Genomic DNA, 15,669 nt, shown 5'->3' with positions numbered 1-15,669 from the left:
TTGTCGTCTCCGGGTCCATGCACAGCGTGCCTGGAAGAATTCGCTGAAGCGCGGCGTCTGGCCGCGCGAATCGAGGCTGACCATGGATGCATCCAGGGACAGGGCCGCGCTGGCTCGGGCGGGCAACCCCCGCAACAACGACGCCGTCCGGAAGTACGTTGCGGAGTTCATCGGGACGTTCGTCCTGGTGTTGGGAGGCGTCGGGGCGGCCGTGCTGGCGGGCGACCACATCGGCTTCCAAGGTGTCGCGCTCGCCTTTGGCCTGTCACTGCTGGCCATGGTGTACGTGATTGGCCCCATCTCGGGCTGCCATGTGAATCCGGCGGTGACGCTGGGCCTGCTGCTGTCGGGGAAGATGGAGGGCAAGGACGCGGTCGGCTACGTGGTGGCGCAGTGCGCGGGGGCCATCCTCGGCGCGGGCGTGGTGCTGCTGATTGCCAAGGGCATGCCCGGAGGATACTCGGCGGTGACCGAGGGACTCGCGACCAACGGGTACGGCGCCGCTTCACCTGACGGCTTCAACATGGGAGCGGCCTTCCTCACGGAGGTGGCGCTCACCTTCCTGCTCGTGCTCACGGTGCTGGGCGCGACGGATGCGCGCGCCCCGGTGGGCTTCGCGGGGCTGGCCATTGGCCTGGTGCTGGCGCTCATCCACCTGGTGGGGATTCCGGTGACGAACACGTCGGTGAATCCGGCGCGCAGCCTGGGGCCGGCGGTGTTCGCGGGGAGCGTGCCCATGGGGCAACTGTGGCTGTTCATCGTGGCGCCGCTCCTGGGAGGCGCCACCGCGGCGGCGGTGTATCGCACGGTGTTCCGGCCTGCCGTGCCCATCAGCGCGGAGGAGGCCGAGCGGGCCCTGCGGCGCGAGCGCGAGGCGCGAATCGCGGAGGATCGGGCGGGCACTCGCGCGCCCGTCTGATGCTGTGGGGCGCTTTGCTCGGCGCGCTCCGGCGGGTACGGTGACCGGCAATCGGGGGCAGTCGTGCCCCCACTGGAGCCGTCATGTTCTTCGACCCGACGCGCCTCACGGCCTACTTCCTGGCGGTGCTCGCGCTCATCCTGACGCCCGGGCCGGACACGATGTTCGTGCTGGCCCGGAGCATGGGGCAGGGGCGCAAGGCGGGCATCGTCTCCGCGCTGGGCATCTTCGTCGGCTGCCTGTTCCACATCGCCGCGGCGGCGTTCGGGCTGTCGACGTTGCTGGCGACGTCGGCGCTGGCCTTCTCCGTGGTGAAGTGGGGTGGGGCGGCCTACCTCGTGTGGATGGGCGTGCAGATGCTGCGCAGCAAGGACACTGCGGCCGAGGCGGTGCATGCGCTGCCACCCGCTGGCCTGTGGCGCATCTTCCGCGACGGCGTCGTCACCAACGTGCTGAACCCGAAGGTGGCCGTGTTCTTCCTGGCCTTCCTGCCGCAGTTCGTGGACGCGTCCGCGGGCTCGACGGGGCTCCAGTTCCTGGGGCTCGGGTTGATGTTCTCCGTCACGGGGACGTCGTGGCTGGTGCTGCTGGCGGCGTTCGCGGGTGCCTTTGGGGGCTGGATGCGGCGCAATCCGCGCGTGGCGGCGTGGCAGAAGCGCGTCACCGGTGGCGTGTTCGTCGCGCTGGGGGCCCGGCTGGCGTTGCAGCGCCAGGAGTAGGCGTCAGACGAGCGCCTTGATGACCACGTAGAGCACGTAGAGCACCCACGGCACGGCGGCCAGCAGCCCGAGGATTCCGAGCAGGCCGGCCCAGACGGGGTAGCCCTTGCGCCACGGCAGGAGGAGGAAGGTGCCTCCGGCGAGCGCGGGCAGGGGCAGCAGGTTGAGGGCGGCCAGCTTCGCGCTCATCAGGCCCCAGGCGCGCAGCAGGTCGCCGTCCCGGAGGAGCGCGAGGAAGCGCTCCACGCGGCCGGGGAGCAGGGAGGGCTCGAAGGGCACGGCGAAGCCGCTTACGAACTGGCGCAGGGCCTCCGTGGACCCCAGGCAGGCCATGGCGATGGCGACCTGCACGGCCCAGGGCAGGAGGATGACGGCGGCGTGGAGGGGCGGGGAGAGCTGGAGGAGGCGGCTCTTGGCGGGGGCGCCCTCGACGGGCTCGTCGAAGCTCACCGCGCTGCCGAGCGCCAGGGGGCGGAAGGCCCACAGGATGCTCCCCAGGCGGGCGGAGAGCAGGGTGGGGCCGTAGCCGAGGACGACGGATACCGGCCGTGCCCCCAGGGTGCTGGCTACGGCGGTCTGCGCCAGCGCCCAGAGGGCGTTGACGGCGAAGAAGAGCATCCAGAGCCAGAGGAGTTGGGACAGGCGGTCCATGCAGTGCGTCCCTGTCTACCATGACCCGGGGTGGTATCCGTGATCGGGCGGGGCACCAATCACCCTGGAGCGTGGCGCCGCGTCTCAGGTAGGCATCCTCGCGCTGCCGAACTCACCCTCTTTGAGGTACTGCCTGAACTCGATGTCGCCTATCGAAGGACAACACGGATGTCGTCAGGCGCTGCGTAGGGAAGTGGTGAGGCGTCCACACAGTGTATGAGTCCTTCCCGGCATCAGGTTGCTGCCGCCAACGCCTGAGGTACTCGACTGCTTTAGCAGGGGATGCTGAAATGCAATGATGGGACGGCTGCACGGGGCATAGGCAACCCTAAACGCATCGCCGGCGCTGACAGGGGGGGAGTCAAGGGTGCTTGGGTGCGCCGACATTGGTTGGTTTCAACAAGAGCACACGGTCGGGCTGATATCTCGACACTGATGCGGCGGGCGCGTGTTGGTCGCGCGCGAGGGCAATCGCGCGACTCCGTGCATGCAAGGTAAAGTGCGGCATTTCACCCATTGGCTCCAGGGCAGCTCGGCGAGGGGGGGAATTGAAGTGATGCCCATGATGAGGATGGATGTCTTCGAAGAGCACTTTTCCGAGGCGGCCTTTCTATATTTTCAGTGGGAGCGGGCGCTGCGGGGGCTGCACTACAACCTGGAAGAGACAGCGCAGTTAGAGGAGCGACTGCTGGCACACCTGGATGGACTGGTGCTTGGTGGCGAGTCCGTCGCCGAGGCGTTGCTGCGACCTGCGCTGGAGGGCGAAGAGCCTGGAGAGGTGTTCTGCTCCGTGTTCGCCTCCATCGCCGAATCTCCATCTTCCACCTTGGAAGCAGTCCTCGCGCTGGCGCCGGTCGCGTCTCCTGTTGTGCAGGCTTCGTTGCGGCGTGCGCTGGAGGTCAGCAGGCGCCTTGGGTTGGAGGCCGCACTGGTTCCGTTGCTGAATTCATCCGAGGCATCCATGCAGGCATTGGTATTAGAAGTGCTTGCCTTCCGCGGAGCCGTGCCTCGGGACGCGGCGCTGGAGTTGCTAGGTCATGAGGATGGTCGGGTGGTGGTGGCGGCACTGAAAGGTCTTGGCGTGTTGGGAAAGGCGCTCGGTCTTCGGGAGCTGACTCGACTGCTGAACGACAAGCGCCCGAAGGTGAGGCTGGCAGCCATCGAGTACGGCCTCATGGCGGGTGTGCGCGCGGCATGGGACGCGTGCCGCCAGGAGGCGCGCGGCCGCGGAGATGGCGCATCGGCGGCCCGGGTTCTTCAGGCGATATGTGGTGATGACAACGACGTTGAGCATCTGGTGAAACTCACGGCTGACGGTGTCATTCGCACGGACGTACTGTGGGCGCTGGGGTTTACAGGGCGGGTTGCCGCGGCGGAAGCGTGCCTGGAATTGATGGGGCAGGTGCCGTCGGTGGCACGGCTCGCTGGCGAGGCTTTTAGCGCGATCACCGGACTGACGCTGATCGACACCTATTCCGTGGAGGTGGAGGAAGAGGAGTCGCTCCCACCATTGGAGGAAGATGACCTCGACGCCGACCTGACCCCAAGACATGAGGACGAACTGCCGGTGCCGGCGCGCGCATCAGTCGCTGATTGGTGGCTGCGAACTCGCCAGGATTACTTGTCGAGTGCGCGCTATCTGGGCGGTAAGCCGTTCAGCGGCACGGCACTCTTGGCTGCGCTGGCGAACGGGTCCATGCGTCGGCGGCACGTCCTCGCACAGGAATTAGCGTTGAGGACTCAGGGAGCGCACTGCGTTCAGACGCTGGCGCTCACAGCTCGGCAGGTTGCGGAACTAGCCGGAGCAGCGCGTGTAGCCGCGACTGTGCCGACACGTCCACTGGCGCGCACCTTTGGGGAGTGACGTCCCATGTGGGCACTGCAGAATCGTACAGCATACGCCGCAGAACGAAACTGGACGCGCGACAAGGACGGAGTCCACTGGTGGCTTGTCGCGGTCAAGGCGACCTTTGACATCATACCTGGGGGGCGGCTCCGATTGGCGGATGAGCAGCCGCCTCCCGTGCTGATGCCTGAGTACTTCGGAAAGCCTGGCCAGTCGAGCTTGCGCTATGACTCGGACCTGCTTGCAGTAAAGCCGGGCACGGAGGTGCTGCTCGACGCTTGCGCGCATGCTCCTCGCGGCAAGCCTGCGGAGACGGTACCGGTCTCGCTGAGGCTCGGGCAGATTCACAAGGTACTGCTCGTTCACGGGCAGCGCACCTACGCTCGGGGGATGTTCGGGATGACGACGAGCAAGCCCCAGCCCTTCACCACGAGCCCCATTCGTTATGAAGCCGCGTTCGGAGGCTACGACCAGGCGGGCTCCGACCCCGGGAAGCATCGGCTCGACGAACGGAATCCCATTGGGCGCGGTTTCTCGACACGTGATGGGCACCTGACGGGCAAGCCCGCCCACACCATCGAGTATCCCAGCGGGGACCCGGCTGCCCGCGGCCCCGCTGGGTTCGGCCCCATTGACGCGGCCTGGATGCCTCGGCGCAAGTTCGCGGGGACGTATGACGCCCGGTGGGCGCGCACGAAGAAGCCCCTGCTCCCTGATGACTACGATCCCGTCTTCGCCCTGAGCGCCCCCGAGGACCAGCGGCTCGACAGCCAACTCAACGGCGGCGAACGGGTCGAGTTGGTGAACCTGACACCCGAAGGGGTCCTTCGCTTCGAGTTGCCTCGCATCCTGCTCGGCTTCACCACGCATGTGGGACGGCGGAGCGAGGAGCATGGAGCACGCCTGACTACCGTCCTCCTGGAACCTGACGCCATGCGACTCTCGTTGGTATGGCAGGGCACGCTGTGCGTGCCTGCTCCGGATGCGGACTACCTCGACGAGACGGAGATCGTCGAGTTGAAGGAGGGGGAATGAGCGCCTCGCTCTCAGTCGTTGCGGTCGGCGCTCGGACCCCCGTTGGGTACACAGCGGAGAGCAGTGCGGCTGCTATTCGTGCCGGCATCTCTCGCTACGCCGAGTACCCCTTCGCCGATGCCCAAGGCGAGCCTGTGGTGATTGCTTCGGACGGGCTGCTTGATCCGAAGCTGGAGGGACGGGAGCGGGTCCTTCAGCTGCTGGAGAGTGCATTGGGTGAGGTCGAGGCCAAGCTGGGCGCTGAAGTGCTCTCGCTGTGCCAGCTCAGCTTGTTGCTAGCGTGTCCGGAGTTCCGCCCCGGATTCTCCGAGGACGACGAGGGGTGGCTGCTCAACGCCGTGGACGCGCGCTATCGTGCAAGACGATCCGGCGCGCGCGTCGTGATTGCTGGGAGAGGCCACGCAGGAGCGCTCCGGGCGGTGGAGCAGGCCCAGCGGGAGTGTGCGGAGGGCAAGGACCACCTGTTCCTGGTGGCAGGTGCCGACAGCTATCACCACACGGAGACTTTCCTATGGCTGGAGCGGGCTCGTCGGTTTGCGCAGCCAGGGATTCGCAGCGGCTTTACGCCCGGCGAGGGCGCTGCTTGTCTCGCGCTGATGAGCGCCGGCCTGCGGCGCCGCCTGAGGCTGCCAGGGCTGGCTGTCGTGCGGGGAGCACGCACCGCTCAGGAGCGCCAGCTTCGCGACAGCAACACGGGTTCGCTCGGTGTTGGGATGACCGAGGCTGTCGAGGGCGCCGTGATGGGGCTCAAGTTACCCCAGGAAGGGGTTGACGACCTGTACACGGACATCAATGGCGAGCGCTATCGAAGCGAGGAGTGGGGCTTCGTCGTGCTGCGAACACCTTCCGTCTGGAAATCCACTGGCTACAGTGCCCCATGCAGTTGCTGGGGCGATGTCGGTGCCGCCTCTGGCGCGCTAGGGTGCATCCTGGCGGTCCGGGCATTCGCACGGGGGTATGCGCGAGGCCCACGGGCTCTGGTGGTCGCGGGCTCCGATGGCGGCCTGCGTGGAGCGATGTTGCTGCAGGAACCTCGGGAGTCCTAGGAGACAACTTCATGCCGAAGGTCTCAATCAACGCACCCAAGACGCCCGTGACCGAAGGGAGCAGTGGCATCGCTGCGGCGACGCTCCCCAACGTATGCAAGATGCCGGGACCTCCGGCGCCGTTCGTTCCGACGCCGTTGCCCAACATCGGTAAGAGCGGGCAGGACCCACGAAAGTACACCAAGTCGGTGACCATCGCAGGGAAGAGGGTCGCAATTCAGGGCGCCACCTTCGGCTCCATGGGGGACATCGCCAGCAAGGGCACCGGCGGTGGGATTATCTCCGCCAACGTGGAGGGGCCTACCAGTTTCGTGGGACCTGGGGCCATGGATGTGAAGTTCGACGGAAAGAACGTCCAGTTGCTCGGTGACCCCATGCTCAACAACTGCGGACCAAGCGGGAGCCCTGCCAACGCGGCGACGATGTTGGGGGTGGTCCAGGCCGCCGGGGCCGTTGTCTTCGTCACCGGAGATGACAAGTGCCCGCTGTGCAAGAAGTCGCATGGCAGGCAGGGCTCCATCAAAGAGACGAAGGCGACCAAGGTCAACGCTGAACGGCTGGCCAAGAAACTCGCCAAGAAGGAGTACCCGAACGCTACGATGATCGGGGTCGTCCAGTGCAGGTGCAAGGCGAAGCACTATGCCGAGCGCTCTGGTGAGACCGACAATGACTTCTGTGCCAGCGCGGAAGCGCTCGGATGGCACCACGCCCAGGTCCCAAAGGGCGAAGATCAGGAAGAGAACGAGGGGAGCGATGCTGACGGCTTCTCCAATCGCAACGGGGTCCTTGCGTTCCTCAAGAGCCGGTTCAAGGAGCGAACGGATGCCGTTGAGGACATTTGGGTGGATGCCGATAATGAGTTTCAGAAATTTCGTCGCAATCAGCAACTCCCCGCAGCCTATCCGCCGGGACGCTGTGCTGCGCCGAAAGCGCTTGTGCTCGTAATGCAGGACAAGGCCTTCCCTGGCGGCATCACCGAGCAATGGTTCCATCCGGAGGGCAAGCCGACCCGCGGGCAGATCAAGTTCCGGGACAGGGTGAGCGGTACAGTGGTCGCCGGGCCATTCGAGCATGGGACGACGGTCCCGCCGTGCGGCACTTGTTGTGTCCTCCTCCCGATGATGATCTGCCCGGAAGTACAGGAGCCGCGATGCCACCACACGAAGAAATAGAGCCCCAGATGGAGCGGCTGCTGCTGCGGACCGTTCCTCGGCTCAAGGAGCAGTGGCGGGGCGCAGAACCTTCCACGGTCGAAAAAATCGAGCGGATTGCCGGCCGCCCGCTTCCGTCGTTCTATCGCTGGTTCCTGCGCCGCATGGGCAACAGCATGGGGCCCCTGGCATACCCCACGCTGGACTTCTCCGCTGCGCGCGTACTGTCATGCTACGGCAATAAGCTCGTCCAGCCCGATCCTCGCTTTCTGCTCATCGCCTATGAGTCCGACGAGATGATGCCGCTCCATCTCTTCTACGACTTCAATGCGCCCGCGAGAGATGATGCCATGGTCACCTCGCGTGAAGCCCGAGGCAAGGAGCTGACCGATTCTTTCGAGACGCTTCGGGAGATGCTGGCTTGGGGCGCACTCTCCCTTTTCCGGGTCGACACGGCGGCGCACACCAGCAGTGGCAGTCTGAGGGGCAACACCCCTGATTTTCTGACGAACCTCGATCCTGTGATGAGCAGCCTTGGCTTTGAGCAGCCGATTTCCACGGGCCGGTTCTGCAGGCTGTATGAGCGGCCCGATGCGGTCATGGTGTGCAGGGGGACGCCAAGATCGGGAACTGGGAACAGGAGGGCATTTGACCTCGGGGGAGCCAGTCTCGGAAGCCTGCGGAGGATCCTGGGGGAGATTGCATCCGCGCGCGTCGTGGAACTGCAGGTGAAGAAGTAGGCCTCGTGCCCGGCTCGTTCACCATTCCCACCACGTGGGCTCCAGGCGAAGCGGATGACGGCGGCGCAGGGCATCCTGAACCAGAAGGGTTGGGCCGGTCCGGTTCATGCGGTGCGTCCCTGTCGACCATGACCCGGGGTGGCTCCATGGAGGAAGAGGGCTCCAACGGCCTGGAGCAGGGCGGTGCGTCTCTGGTAGGCATCCGGGCCGAGGAACTCATGGCCTACGGCATCGCAAATCACCTCTGGATTCATGGGAGCCCGGACCGGTCCAGGGTTCGTCAGTGGATGGACGCCGCACTGGGGACGTCGTTCGGGGAGCAGCCTCAAAGCGACATCGTCGTCGCGGACGTCTTCCAGTTCGGGCCGGCGCTGACGCTCATCGACGTGCAGGTGCTCGGTGCGCCGCGCGTCGAAGGCGAGGCGGAGGCGGCGGAGCAGGACGGCTTCCTGACGCGCGTGGCCAGCCTGGCGAAGGAAGCGGGCTTCAAGAGCACGCGGGTGTGGATGGGCGACGTGGGCACCATGGCGTGGGAGCTGGAGTCCCAGGGCGAAGAGGGCGTGCCCGTGGGTGCGAAGCGGGAGGACGAGGCGCTGCGCACGCTGGGGCCAGACGGATGGACCGTGGACCCGCTGGCGCCCGTGGTGGCGCGCGAGGTGATTCGGAGCATCGTCAAGCTTCCGCTGGAGGAGGTGCACCACTACATCGACTGGGCGGTGAGCTGCCGCAGCGCGATGGCGGCGGGAACTCCGGTGGAGGGCTTCAACCTGACGCGAGCGTCGAGGCTGATGGCCACGCACTACCTGGTGTGGAAGGGGAAGGTGCTGCCGAAGCCGACTCCGGTGAGCGAGATGGCGCCGAAGCTCGGGAGGGCCCGGAGGATGCGCAGGGCGGCGACGTTGGTGCCCGCGGCGCGCGTCTGGGGACTGGTGCTGCTGGTGGCCTTCGTGGTGCCCGCGGTGCTGTACCACTTCATCTTCGCCCCGCCGGTGGAGAGCCCGGTAAAGGGCTTCGTGCTCAGCGGCGTGATGACGCTGGTCTGGGCACTGTTCGCCCTGGTGCGGTTTGATGACTTCCAGGGGCGGCCGGTGCGGTTACCGTGGAGGCTGGCGCTGTTCGTCGGTGGCCAGCTCGCGGTGGGGGCGTTGATGTGGTGGCTTCATGGGATGCCGCGCTGACAGGGCTGCCCTGTTTTCTTCCCTGATTTTCGGACCCGTTGAGGCGTGCCGTTTGAGCTTTCTAACTCCATAGTTGCCTTGCCGCTCACTGTTGCTTGCTTCTTCTGATGAGGACTGCATTTACATGGAGTGCCACCAGATTGGTTGGACGACGCTCCTGGCAGCACAGACCTTTTGCGAGATGGCTTCAGCATCGGACGTAGCGAGCCCGTACTGCGTGCGGAGCACGACTAAGAATCCGTGAACGGATAGGACGCGTCCCCGGAGTTCCTCCACTGCTCGGTGTAGCGCTTGGCGGTCGAACAGGACGCCTGTGACATCTGGATGCTGCGAAGCATACGCAATAAGGGAATGCTCGCCTGCATTTTCTGCGTCTGCGCCAGGGTGGATGCGCACATAAGCCTCGCTCTCGGGAGTGGCAGGTTCCATTTGCGTTGGAGAGCCGGCGATAGAAACAAGCATTTCTCGCATTTCAACGAGGGTCGTAGACCGGACCTTGCCGGTTCCTTCGGCCACGATGGTCAGTTCATCCCAGACAGTGTCAGTCACAACTACGGGAAGCCGACCCAGTCGGGTCAGTGTCTTTGCGTGACCCGCACGCTGAATTAGGGCGAGAACATCTGAATCGAGGGCATAGCTTTTCATGAGAGGAGTGTGTCGTACGGCAGATTGAGGAGTTCGCGATAGCGCGCTTCGGAAATCAGGTCTCCATAGAGCGCGGTTTCTGCGCGCCGATCGAGGCCATCCATTTTTGTGTCAGTCTCAAAACCCGCCACTTCATCCTGGTCAGGCGCCTTCAGTGGCAGGACGCTCGCCCCTGGTGGCCGTCACGAGCTTCAGACTGGATGGAGGGGTGTGGCTCCCAACCTGTGTCCTCTCCGAGGGAGCTTGCCGCCTGCTCTGCCTCCGACCGTAGCGTGAGAGGCTGAAATTACAAGGAGGCTCCTGGCTGCTCAGGATGAAGGCCAACGCGTGCGTCACGCTGAGATTGGAGCTTCGCTCACCATCGCATGCTGAGTTCGCGCTATGCTTCCCGTGCCCGATATGGATGTCATCTCCGCCACTGAGTCGTTGCGCGACTTGCTCGAAGCTCACGATGTCCCATGTCATGTCGAGGGAGAGTGGCTTCGACTTGGCAAGTCGGGGCCCCGTGTGCAGGGGTGGTACATCTACAGGCCAAACGCTAACACCGAGCGGTCTGTCCGGCTGGACGTGGTGTTCGAGTTATGGCCGGGCAGGGTGATTACCGAGTCGTTCAGCTGTCAGGGGGACTCAAGAGATGATGCCCAGCGGAACGTGATTGAGAGCTTCTCGAGGAGCTCGCTTCACGTCCTGTTGAGTGCATTCCTGAATGTCGGCAGTGAGTACATTCAAGTAGAGGAGTGGGGTGTTGGCGGTAGCGCCCGACAGGTCTTCCTCGGCGAGGTTGTGGCGCTCAGTTCGAACCCCTCGGATGTCCCGGAGCCTGCCTGGCTCACGTTGTTCGAAGATGCTGTCAAGTCACTGCCGCTCGCTCCAGGGACCCACTGGGTGCGAATCTATTTCGCGCAGCTTGATGCGCGGATTCTGGCCCTTGAAGTCCTGCTCGACAACGAAGAGTGGCCAGAACTCAAGGCGGGACTTGAGAGGGCTCCCTGGCCTCGGGCTCAGGGGCTACTCAGTAACCGCCTGTTCCTGGTCCTCCAGGGCGGCGTCGATGTGAGCAGGGCGGTCGCGACTTTCGTTGAGCATGCAGACCAGCCGGTCGACGTCATTCAGCGTGAGATTCAAGCTCAAGGTGCATCGCTGCTTGAGGCAGAAAAGCTCGTGGCCTACATCCCTGAGGCTTTTGGCGCAGCCTGCGCTACGAACGTTGGCGCGAAGGTCCCAGAGTCGGTTCAGTTCGTCGAGTGGAACGGCTCGGCGACATATGACGTCGTACTGGCCCAGGACCCGCTCTGGCTTGAGGCGAGCCGCCTTGCGAAGCGCACTCTCGACGGTCGGGGTCTCAGCGAAGATCAGCTCGACGCGATCATCAACCGGAGCGTCCTGCTGGATAAGCTCGACGCCGCCATCGCAGCAGGGGCCAAGCCCGAAATTGTCGTGTTGGGCCCATTCACCATCGCGCTCACCGAGGAGGGAACGCAGGCCATGAGGCTTGAGGCCGCGGAGAGGGCCTCGCTACAGAACCGCGACTGAACCGCGCGCTGACCTCAACCGGGGCGCCTGAAGCCGCGCCCCGGGACACAGCGCACAGCCGCTCAGAACGCCGCGTCGAGCACGACGTCCGTGGCCGCGCCCACGCCCACGGCCACCTGGTACGACGACACGCGGCGCTCGAAGAAGTTCGTGAGCTCCTGCACGTCCTGCAGGTCCATGAAGTGCAGCGGGTTCTTCGTGCCGAACACCGGCGTCATGCCTAGCATCTGGAGCCGCTGGTCCGCCACGTACTCCAGGTAGCCGCGCATGTCCTGCACGGACAGGCCCATCACGCCGCCGCTCAGCAGGTCCTGGGCGAACTGCGTCTCGCACTCCACGGCCTCGCGGAGCATGGCCACCACGTCGCGCTCCATCTGCGCGTCGAAGAGGTCCGGCTCCTCCTTGCGCGCCACCTGGATGGCCTCGAACGCGAACGCCATGTGGGCGCTCTCGTCACGGAACACCCAGTTGGTGCCCGCTGCCAGGCCGTTCAACAGGCCCTTGCTGCGCAGGAAGTACACGTAGGCGAAGGCCGCGAAGAAGAAGAGGCCTTCGATGCAGCCCGCGAAGCAGATGAGGTTCAGCAGGAACTGGCGCCGGTCCTTCTTCGTCTGCAGCGTGTCCAGCCCCTGGATGCTGTCCATCCACTTCATGCAGAACTGCGCCTTGCGCTGGATGGAGGGGATGTTGTCGACGGCGGCGAAGGCCATCGCCCGCTCCGCCGGGTCCGGCACGTAGGTGTCCAGCAGCGTCAGGTAGAACTGGACGTGCAGCGCCTCCTCGTAGAGCTGGCGCGACAGGTACATCCGCGCCTCGGGGGCGTTCAGGTGCTTGTAGAGGTTCAGCACCAGGTTGTTGCCGACGATGCTGTCACCCGTCGCGAAGAACGCCACCAGTCGGTGGATGAGGTGGCGCTCCGCGTCCGTCATCTTCGAGCGCAGGTCCACCAGGTCCGTGGAGAAGTCCACCTCCTCCACGGTCCAGGTGTTCTTGATGGCGTTCCGGTACATCTCGAAGAACTGCGGATACGCCATCGGGCGCAGCGTGAGATTCAGGCCAGGGTTCAACAGCATTGCTTCCGTGCTCCTCGCGCTGCGGCGCGGTGTCTCAGTCGTTCTTCAAAAAGCGAAACCGCCAACGTCCCAGACCTACTGGCAGGCCTCGCACGCTTCCGGGTTCTCCAGCGAGCAGGCCACTGCCTCGGCCTCGGTCGCCTTCGCCGCCGGGGCAGGGGCCGCCTGCGCCACGCTGGCGCCGCCACCCGCGCCCACCGTGGCCTTGGCAATCCGCGTCGCCGGACGCGAGCGCAGGTAGTAGGTGGTCTTCAGGCCCTTCTGCCACGCGTAGAAGTACATCGAGGACAGCTTCCCGATGTTCGGCGTCTCGACGAAGAGGTTGAGCGACTGGCTCTGGTCGATGAACGCCCCGCGGTCCGCGCCCATGTCCAGCAGCGAGCGCATCGGCAGCTCCCACGCCGTGCGGTACACCGAGCGCAGGTTCTCCGGCAGCTCCGTGATGTCCTGCACGCTGCCTTCCGCCATCTTGATGCGGTTGCGGATGTTCTCGTTCCACAGCCCCAGCGCCTGGAGGTCGCGCACCAGGTAGCGGTTCACCTGGAGGAAGTCACCCGACAGCGTCTCGCGCTTGAACAGGTTGGACACCTGCGGCTCGATGCACTCGTAGCAGCCCACGATGGACGCAATCGTCGCCGTGGGGGCAATGGCAATCATCAGCGAGTTGCGCAGGCCGTGCTTCATGATGCGCTGGCGCAGCGCGTCCCAGCGCGCCGTGTCCTCGGGCACCACGCCCCAGTGGTCGAACTGGAGCTCGCCCTTGGCCGCCCGCGTCTCCGCGAAGGACTCGTGGGCGCCGTACTGCTCGGCCAGCTCGCAGGACGTGGTCAGCGCCGCGAAGTAGATCTCCTCCGAAATCTTCTTGGAGAGCGCACGCGCCTCCGCCGAGTCGAAGGCCAGCTTGAGCTGGAAGAAGACGTCCTGGAGTCCCATCAGGCCCAGGCCCACCGGGCGCCAGCGCTTGTTGGACGAAGCCGCCGTGGGGATGGGGTAGTAGTTCAGGTCGATGACGCGGTCGAGCTGCCGCATCGCGAGCTGGGCGTTGGCGCGCAGCCGCTCGAAGTCGAACTTCCCGTCCACCAGCATCCGGCTCAGGTTCAGCGAGCCCAGGTTGCACACCGCCGTCTCACCCTGGCTCGTCACCTCCAGGATTTCGGTGCACAGGTTGGACAGGTGGATGACGTTGCCCGCCTTGCCCGTCTGGTTGCTCTTGCGGTTGCTGATGTCCTTGAAGGTCATCCAGCCGTTACCCGTCTGCGCCAGGCACTTCATCATCCGGGCGTAGAGGTCACGCGCCTTCACCTTGCGCATGGCCAGGCCGTCGGCCTCGGCCTTCGCGTAGGCCTGCTCGAAGGCGTCGCCGTACAGGTCCGTGAAGTGGGGGACGGACTTCGGGTCGAACAGGCTCCAGTCGCCGTCCGCCTCCACGCGCTTCATGAAGAGGTCCGGCACCCAGTTGGCCAGGTTCAGGTTGTGCGTGCGGCGCGCGTCGTCGCCGGTGTTCTCACGCAGCTCGAGGAAGTCCTCGATGTCCGCGTGCCACGTCTCCAGGTACACGCAGCACGCGCCCTTGCGCTTGCCGCCCTGGTTCACCGCCGCCACGGAGGCGTCCAGCGTCTTCAGCCAGGGGACGATGCCGTTGGAGTGCCCGTTGGTGGACTTGATGAGCGAGCCGCGCGCGCGCACCCGGTGGTACGCCACGCCGATGCCGCCGGAGAACTTCGACAGCATCGCGATGTCCGAATACTTCTTGTAGATGGCGTCCAGTTCGTCCGCGGGCGAGTCCAGCAGGAAGCAGCTCGAAAGCTGCTCGTGGCGCGTGCCCGAGTTGAACAGGGTGGGGGAGCTGGGCAGGTACTCCAGCGAGCTGAACAGCCGGTACAGCTCGATGGCCTCATTCACATTGTCGCCGCTGAGCGCGCTGGCCACGCGGAGGAAGAACTCCTGCGGCGTCTCCAGCACCTCGCGCGTCTGCGGGTTCTTCAGCAGGTACCTGTCGTAGACGGTGCGCAGGCCGAAGTACTCGAAGAGGTCGTTGCGCGACGGGTCGATGGCCGCGTTGAGCTTGCGCGCGTTGGCCTGGACGAACTGGAGCAGCCGGTCCGCGATGAGCCCGTGCTTGTGGCCCGCGGCCACGGACTGGCTGAAGGAGTGGATGTCCTGGTTGCTGACCTCCTTCTGGATGAAGGTGGCCAGCAGGCGCGCGGAGAGGCGGCCGTACTCGGGCTCTTCGACGATGAGGGCGGCGGCCGTCTGGATGGAGAGGCTGTCCAGCTCGCGTGTCGTCGCGCCGTCATACAGGCCGGAGATGGTCTTCGTGGCCACGCGCATCGCGTCCACGCGGGGCAGGCCCACGCAGGAGCGGCCCACGGCGCGCACAATCTTGTTGAGGTCCACCGTCTCCGTGCCGCCGTTGCGCTTACGCACCCGCATGGAGGTGGCGCTGAAGTCGCCCGCCGTGGGCTCGGAAGCAACCGCGCCCGAGGCAGCGGCGCCCGTCGGCGCTGTCGTCGTCGCCGGCGTGGACGGACCGGAGGCGACGGGCGGGACAGACATGTTGGCGGACGGCTTCACGGGCGTATCGAAGTTCACGAGCGGCTCACTCCAGACAAAAGCAGGGCGCTTCGGGCAGACACGAGGCCTGTCCAGGGAAGCGGACTTCCCCACCACGTTACTGGAAAATTGTTCAGGTAAGTCCCGTTCCGGCGGGACGGGACTAGCGACTGGAGTCGACGGTGTCTCTGGGGGGATTTATGGGCCAGACCGATGTTGTAAGCAAGAAACCCACAGTCCCTCCTCTTCCCCGCTCCCAGCCACATCGGCTGGTGGGGCGCCATCGACCAGCCACAAGCTATGGGGGGGTACCCAACCTGTCAACGCGAGATCTAGTGCTCGGCCCGGCATGGCCCGTGCAATCTATGATCGATCTCCGAGACGATCTCGCAGTCATTCCGTGAACACTCGGTGACCCCACTCAGGAACGTGGAGTGTGGGCCACCTGGAATCCACCGTGGACGGTCAGAAAGGGCCCTACGGAGGGGTTGGAACCACACCGCCCGCATCCGTCCCGGCGGGGGCCTGGGGGGCTCCGTCCAGGGCCTCCCCGGTGGTCTCCGGCTGCGGCGTGGGGGCC

The 15,669-nt window shown here is 65.4% G+C and carries 12 protein-coding genes; 9 read left to right on the top strand and 3 right to left on the bottom strand.

Annotated features, from left to right (window positions below; genetic code table 11):
* Positions 1-82: 82 nt before the first annotated feature.
* Together aqpZ and FL344_RS03865 are read left to right on the top strand one after the other, a co-directional pair.
* Positions 83-919: an aquaporin Z gene (gene aqpZ / locus FL344_RS03870; protein WP_011555044.1), complete on the top strand. Its 837-nt coding sequence runs from the start codon at positions 83-85 to the stop codon at positions 917-919.
* 83 nt (positions 920-1,002) lie between these two features.
* A complete protein-coding gene (locus tag FL344_RS03865; protein WP_141617575.1) occupies positions 1,003-1,638 on the top strand; it encodes a LysE family translocator in 636 nt (211 codons plus the stop codon).
* A 3-nt stretch (positions 1,639-1,641) separates the two neighbouring features.
* Here FL344_RS03865 and FL344_RS03860 read toward each other — a convergent pair whose 3' ends face one another.
* Positions 1,642-2,289 (bottom strand): hypothetical protein, encoded by a 648-nt coding sequence (locus FL344_RS03860; RefSeq protein ID WP_011555042.1) that lies wholly within the window; start codon positions 2,287-2,289, stop codon positions 1,642-1,644.
* Positions 2,290-2,776: 487 nt separating this feature from the next.
* Here FL344_RS03860 and FL344_RS03855 point away from each other — a divergent pair, with 487 nt between their 5' ends.
* From FL344_RS03855 to FL344_RS03825, 7 genes are all read left to right on the top strand, one after another.
* The gene (locus tag FL344_RS03855; protein ID WP_228564765.1) at positions 2,777-4,153 is read left to right on the top strand and encodes a TIGR02270 family protein; all 1,377 of its coding nucleotides are present in this window, start codon (positions 2,777-2,779) and stop codon (positions 4,151-4,153) included.
* 6 nt (positions 4,154-4,159) lie between these two features.
* On the top strand, positions 4,160-5,170 hold the full coding sequence (locus FL344_RS03850) for a DUF2169 domain-containing protein (protein ID WP_141617574.1): 1,011 nt from the start codon (positions 4,160-4,162) through the stop codon (positions 5,168-5,170).
* Positions 5,167-6,216 carry a hypothetical protein gene (locus tag FL344_RS03845; RefSeq protein WP_141617573.1) on the top strand — a complete coding sequence of 350 codons (1,050 nt, stop codon included), beginning with the start codon at positions 5,167-5,169 and terminating at the stop codon, positions 6,214-6,216. Before FL344_RS03850 ends, FL344_RS03845 begins: the two co-directional genes overlap by 4 nt.
* An 11-nt stretch (positions 6,217-6,227) precedes the next feature.
* Positions 6,228-7,388: a PAAR-like domain-containing protein gene (locus FL344_RS03840; protein WP_141590253.1), complete on the top strand. Its 1,161-nt coding sequence runs from the start codon at positions 6,228-6,230 to the stop codon at positions 7,386-7,388.
* 8 nt (positions 7,389-7,396) lie between these two features.
* Entirely contained in the window at positions 7,397-8,107 is a 711-nt protein-coding gene (locus FL344_RS03835; RefSeq protein WP_141590254.1) for an SMI1/KNR4 family protein, read from the top strand.
* Between the two features lie 128 nt (positions 8,108-8,235).
* Positions 8,236-9,285, top strand: coding sequence for a hypothetical protein (locus FL344_RS03830; protein WP_228564764.1), 1,050 nt, complete (start codon positions 8,236-8,238; stop codon positions 9,283-9,285).
* A 1,044-nt stretch (positions 9,286-10,329) separates the two neighbouring features.
* Entirely contained in the window at positions 10,330-11,463 is a 1,134-nt protein-coding gene (locus FL344_RS03825) for a DUF6348 family protein (RefSeq protein WP_194862982.1), read from the top strand.
* A gap of 62 nt (positions 11,464-11,525) precedes the next feature.
* On the opposite strand, the gene FL344_RS03820 is transcribed toward FL344_RS03825, so the two are convergent.
* Together FL344_RS03820 and FL344_RS03815 are read right to left on the bottom strand one after the other, a co-directional pair.
* Positions 11,526-12,536: a ribonucleotide-diphosphate reductase subunit beta gene (locus FL344_RS03820; RefSeq protein ID WP_141617570.1), complete on the bottom strand. Its 1,011-nt coding sequence runs from the start codon at positions 12,534-12,536 to the stop codon at positions 11,526-11,528.
* Between the two features lie 75 nt (positions 12,537-12,611).
* Positions 12,612-15,128: a ribonucleoside-diphosphate reductase subunit alpha gene (locus FL344_RS03815; protein ID WP_141617569.1), complete on the bottom strand. Its 2,517-nt coding sequence runs from the start codon at positions 15,126-15,128 to the stop codon at positions 12,612-12,614.
* Between the last annotated feature and the right edge of the window lie 541 nt (positions 15,129-15,669).

Origin of the sequence: Myxococcus sp. AB036A (assembly GCF_006547355.1) — a bacterium.
Classification (GTDB): domain Bacteria; phylum Myxococcota; class Myxococcia; order Myxococcales; family Myxococcaceae; genus Myxococcus; species Myxococcus virescens.
The sequence above is the reverse complement of the archived record's forward strand: the minus strand, read 5'-3'. Positions and strand labels throughout refer to the sequence as shown.

What these genes read in the sequence shown, in the direction of transcription:
- aqpZ (WP_011555044.1), top strand. Translation starts at nt 83, where the DNA reads ATGGATGCATCCAGGGACAGGGCCGCGCTGGCTCGGGCGGGCAACCCC.
- FL344_RS03850 (WP_141617574.1), top strand. Translation starts at nt 4,160, where the DNA reads ATGTGGGCACTGCAGAATCGTACAGCATACGCCGCAGAACGAAACTGG.
- FL344_RS03830 (WP_228564764.1), top strand. Translation starts at nt 8,236, where the DNA reads ATGACCCGGGGTGGCTCCATGGAGGAAGAGGGCTCCAACGGCCTGGAG.
- FL344_RS03860 (WP_011555042.1), bottom strand. Translation starts at nt 2,289, where the DNA reads ATGGACCGCCTGTCCCAACTCCTCTGGCTCTGGATGCTCTTCTTCGCC.
- FL344_RS03865 (WP_141617575.1), top strand. Translation starts at nt 1,003, where the DNA reads ATGTTCTTCGACCCGACGCGCCTCACGGCCTACTTCCTGGCGGTGCTC.
- FL344_RS03840 (WP_141590253.1), top strand. Translation starts at nt 6,228, where the DNA reads ATGCCGAAGGTCTCAATCAACGCACCCAAGACGCCCGTGACCGAAGGG.
- FL344_RS03855 (WP_228564765.1), top strand. Translation starts at nt 2,777, where the DNA reads ATGCAAGGTAAAGTGCGGCATTTCACCCATTGGCTCCAGGGCAGCTCG.
- FL344_RS03820 (WP_141617570.1), bottom strand. Translation starts at nt 12,536, where the DNA reads ATGCTGTTGAACCCTGGCCTGAATCTCACGCTGCGCCCGATGGCGTAT.
- FL344_RS03835 (WP_141590254.1), top strand. Translation starts at nt 7,397, where the DNA reads ATGGAGCGGCTGCTGCTGCGGACCGTTCCTCGGCTCAAGGAGCAGTGG.
- FL344_RS03825 (WP_194862982.1), top strand. Translation starts at nt 10,330, where the DNA reads ATGGATGTCATCTCCGCCACTGAGTCGTTGCGCGACTTGCTCGAAGCT.
- FL344_RS03845 (WP_141617573.1), top strand. Translation starts at nt 5,167, where the DNA reads ATGAGCGCCTCGCTCTCAGTCGTTGCGGTCGGCGCTCGGACCCCCGTT.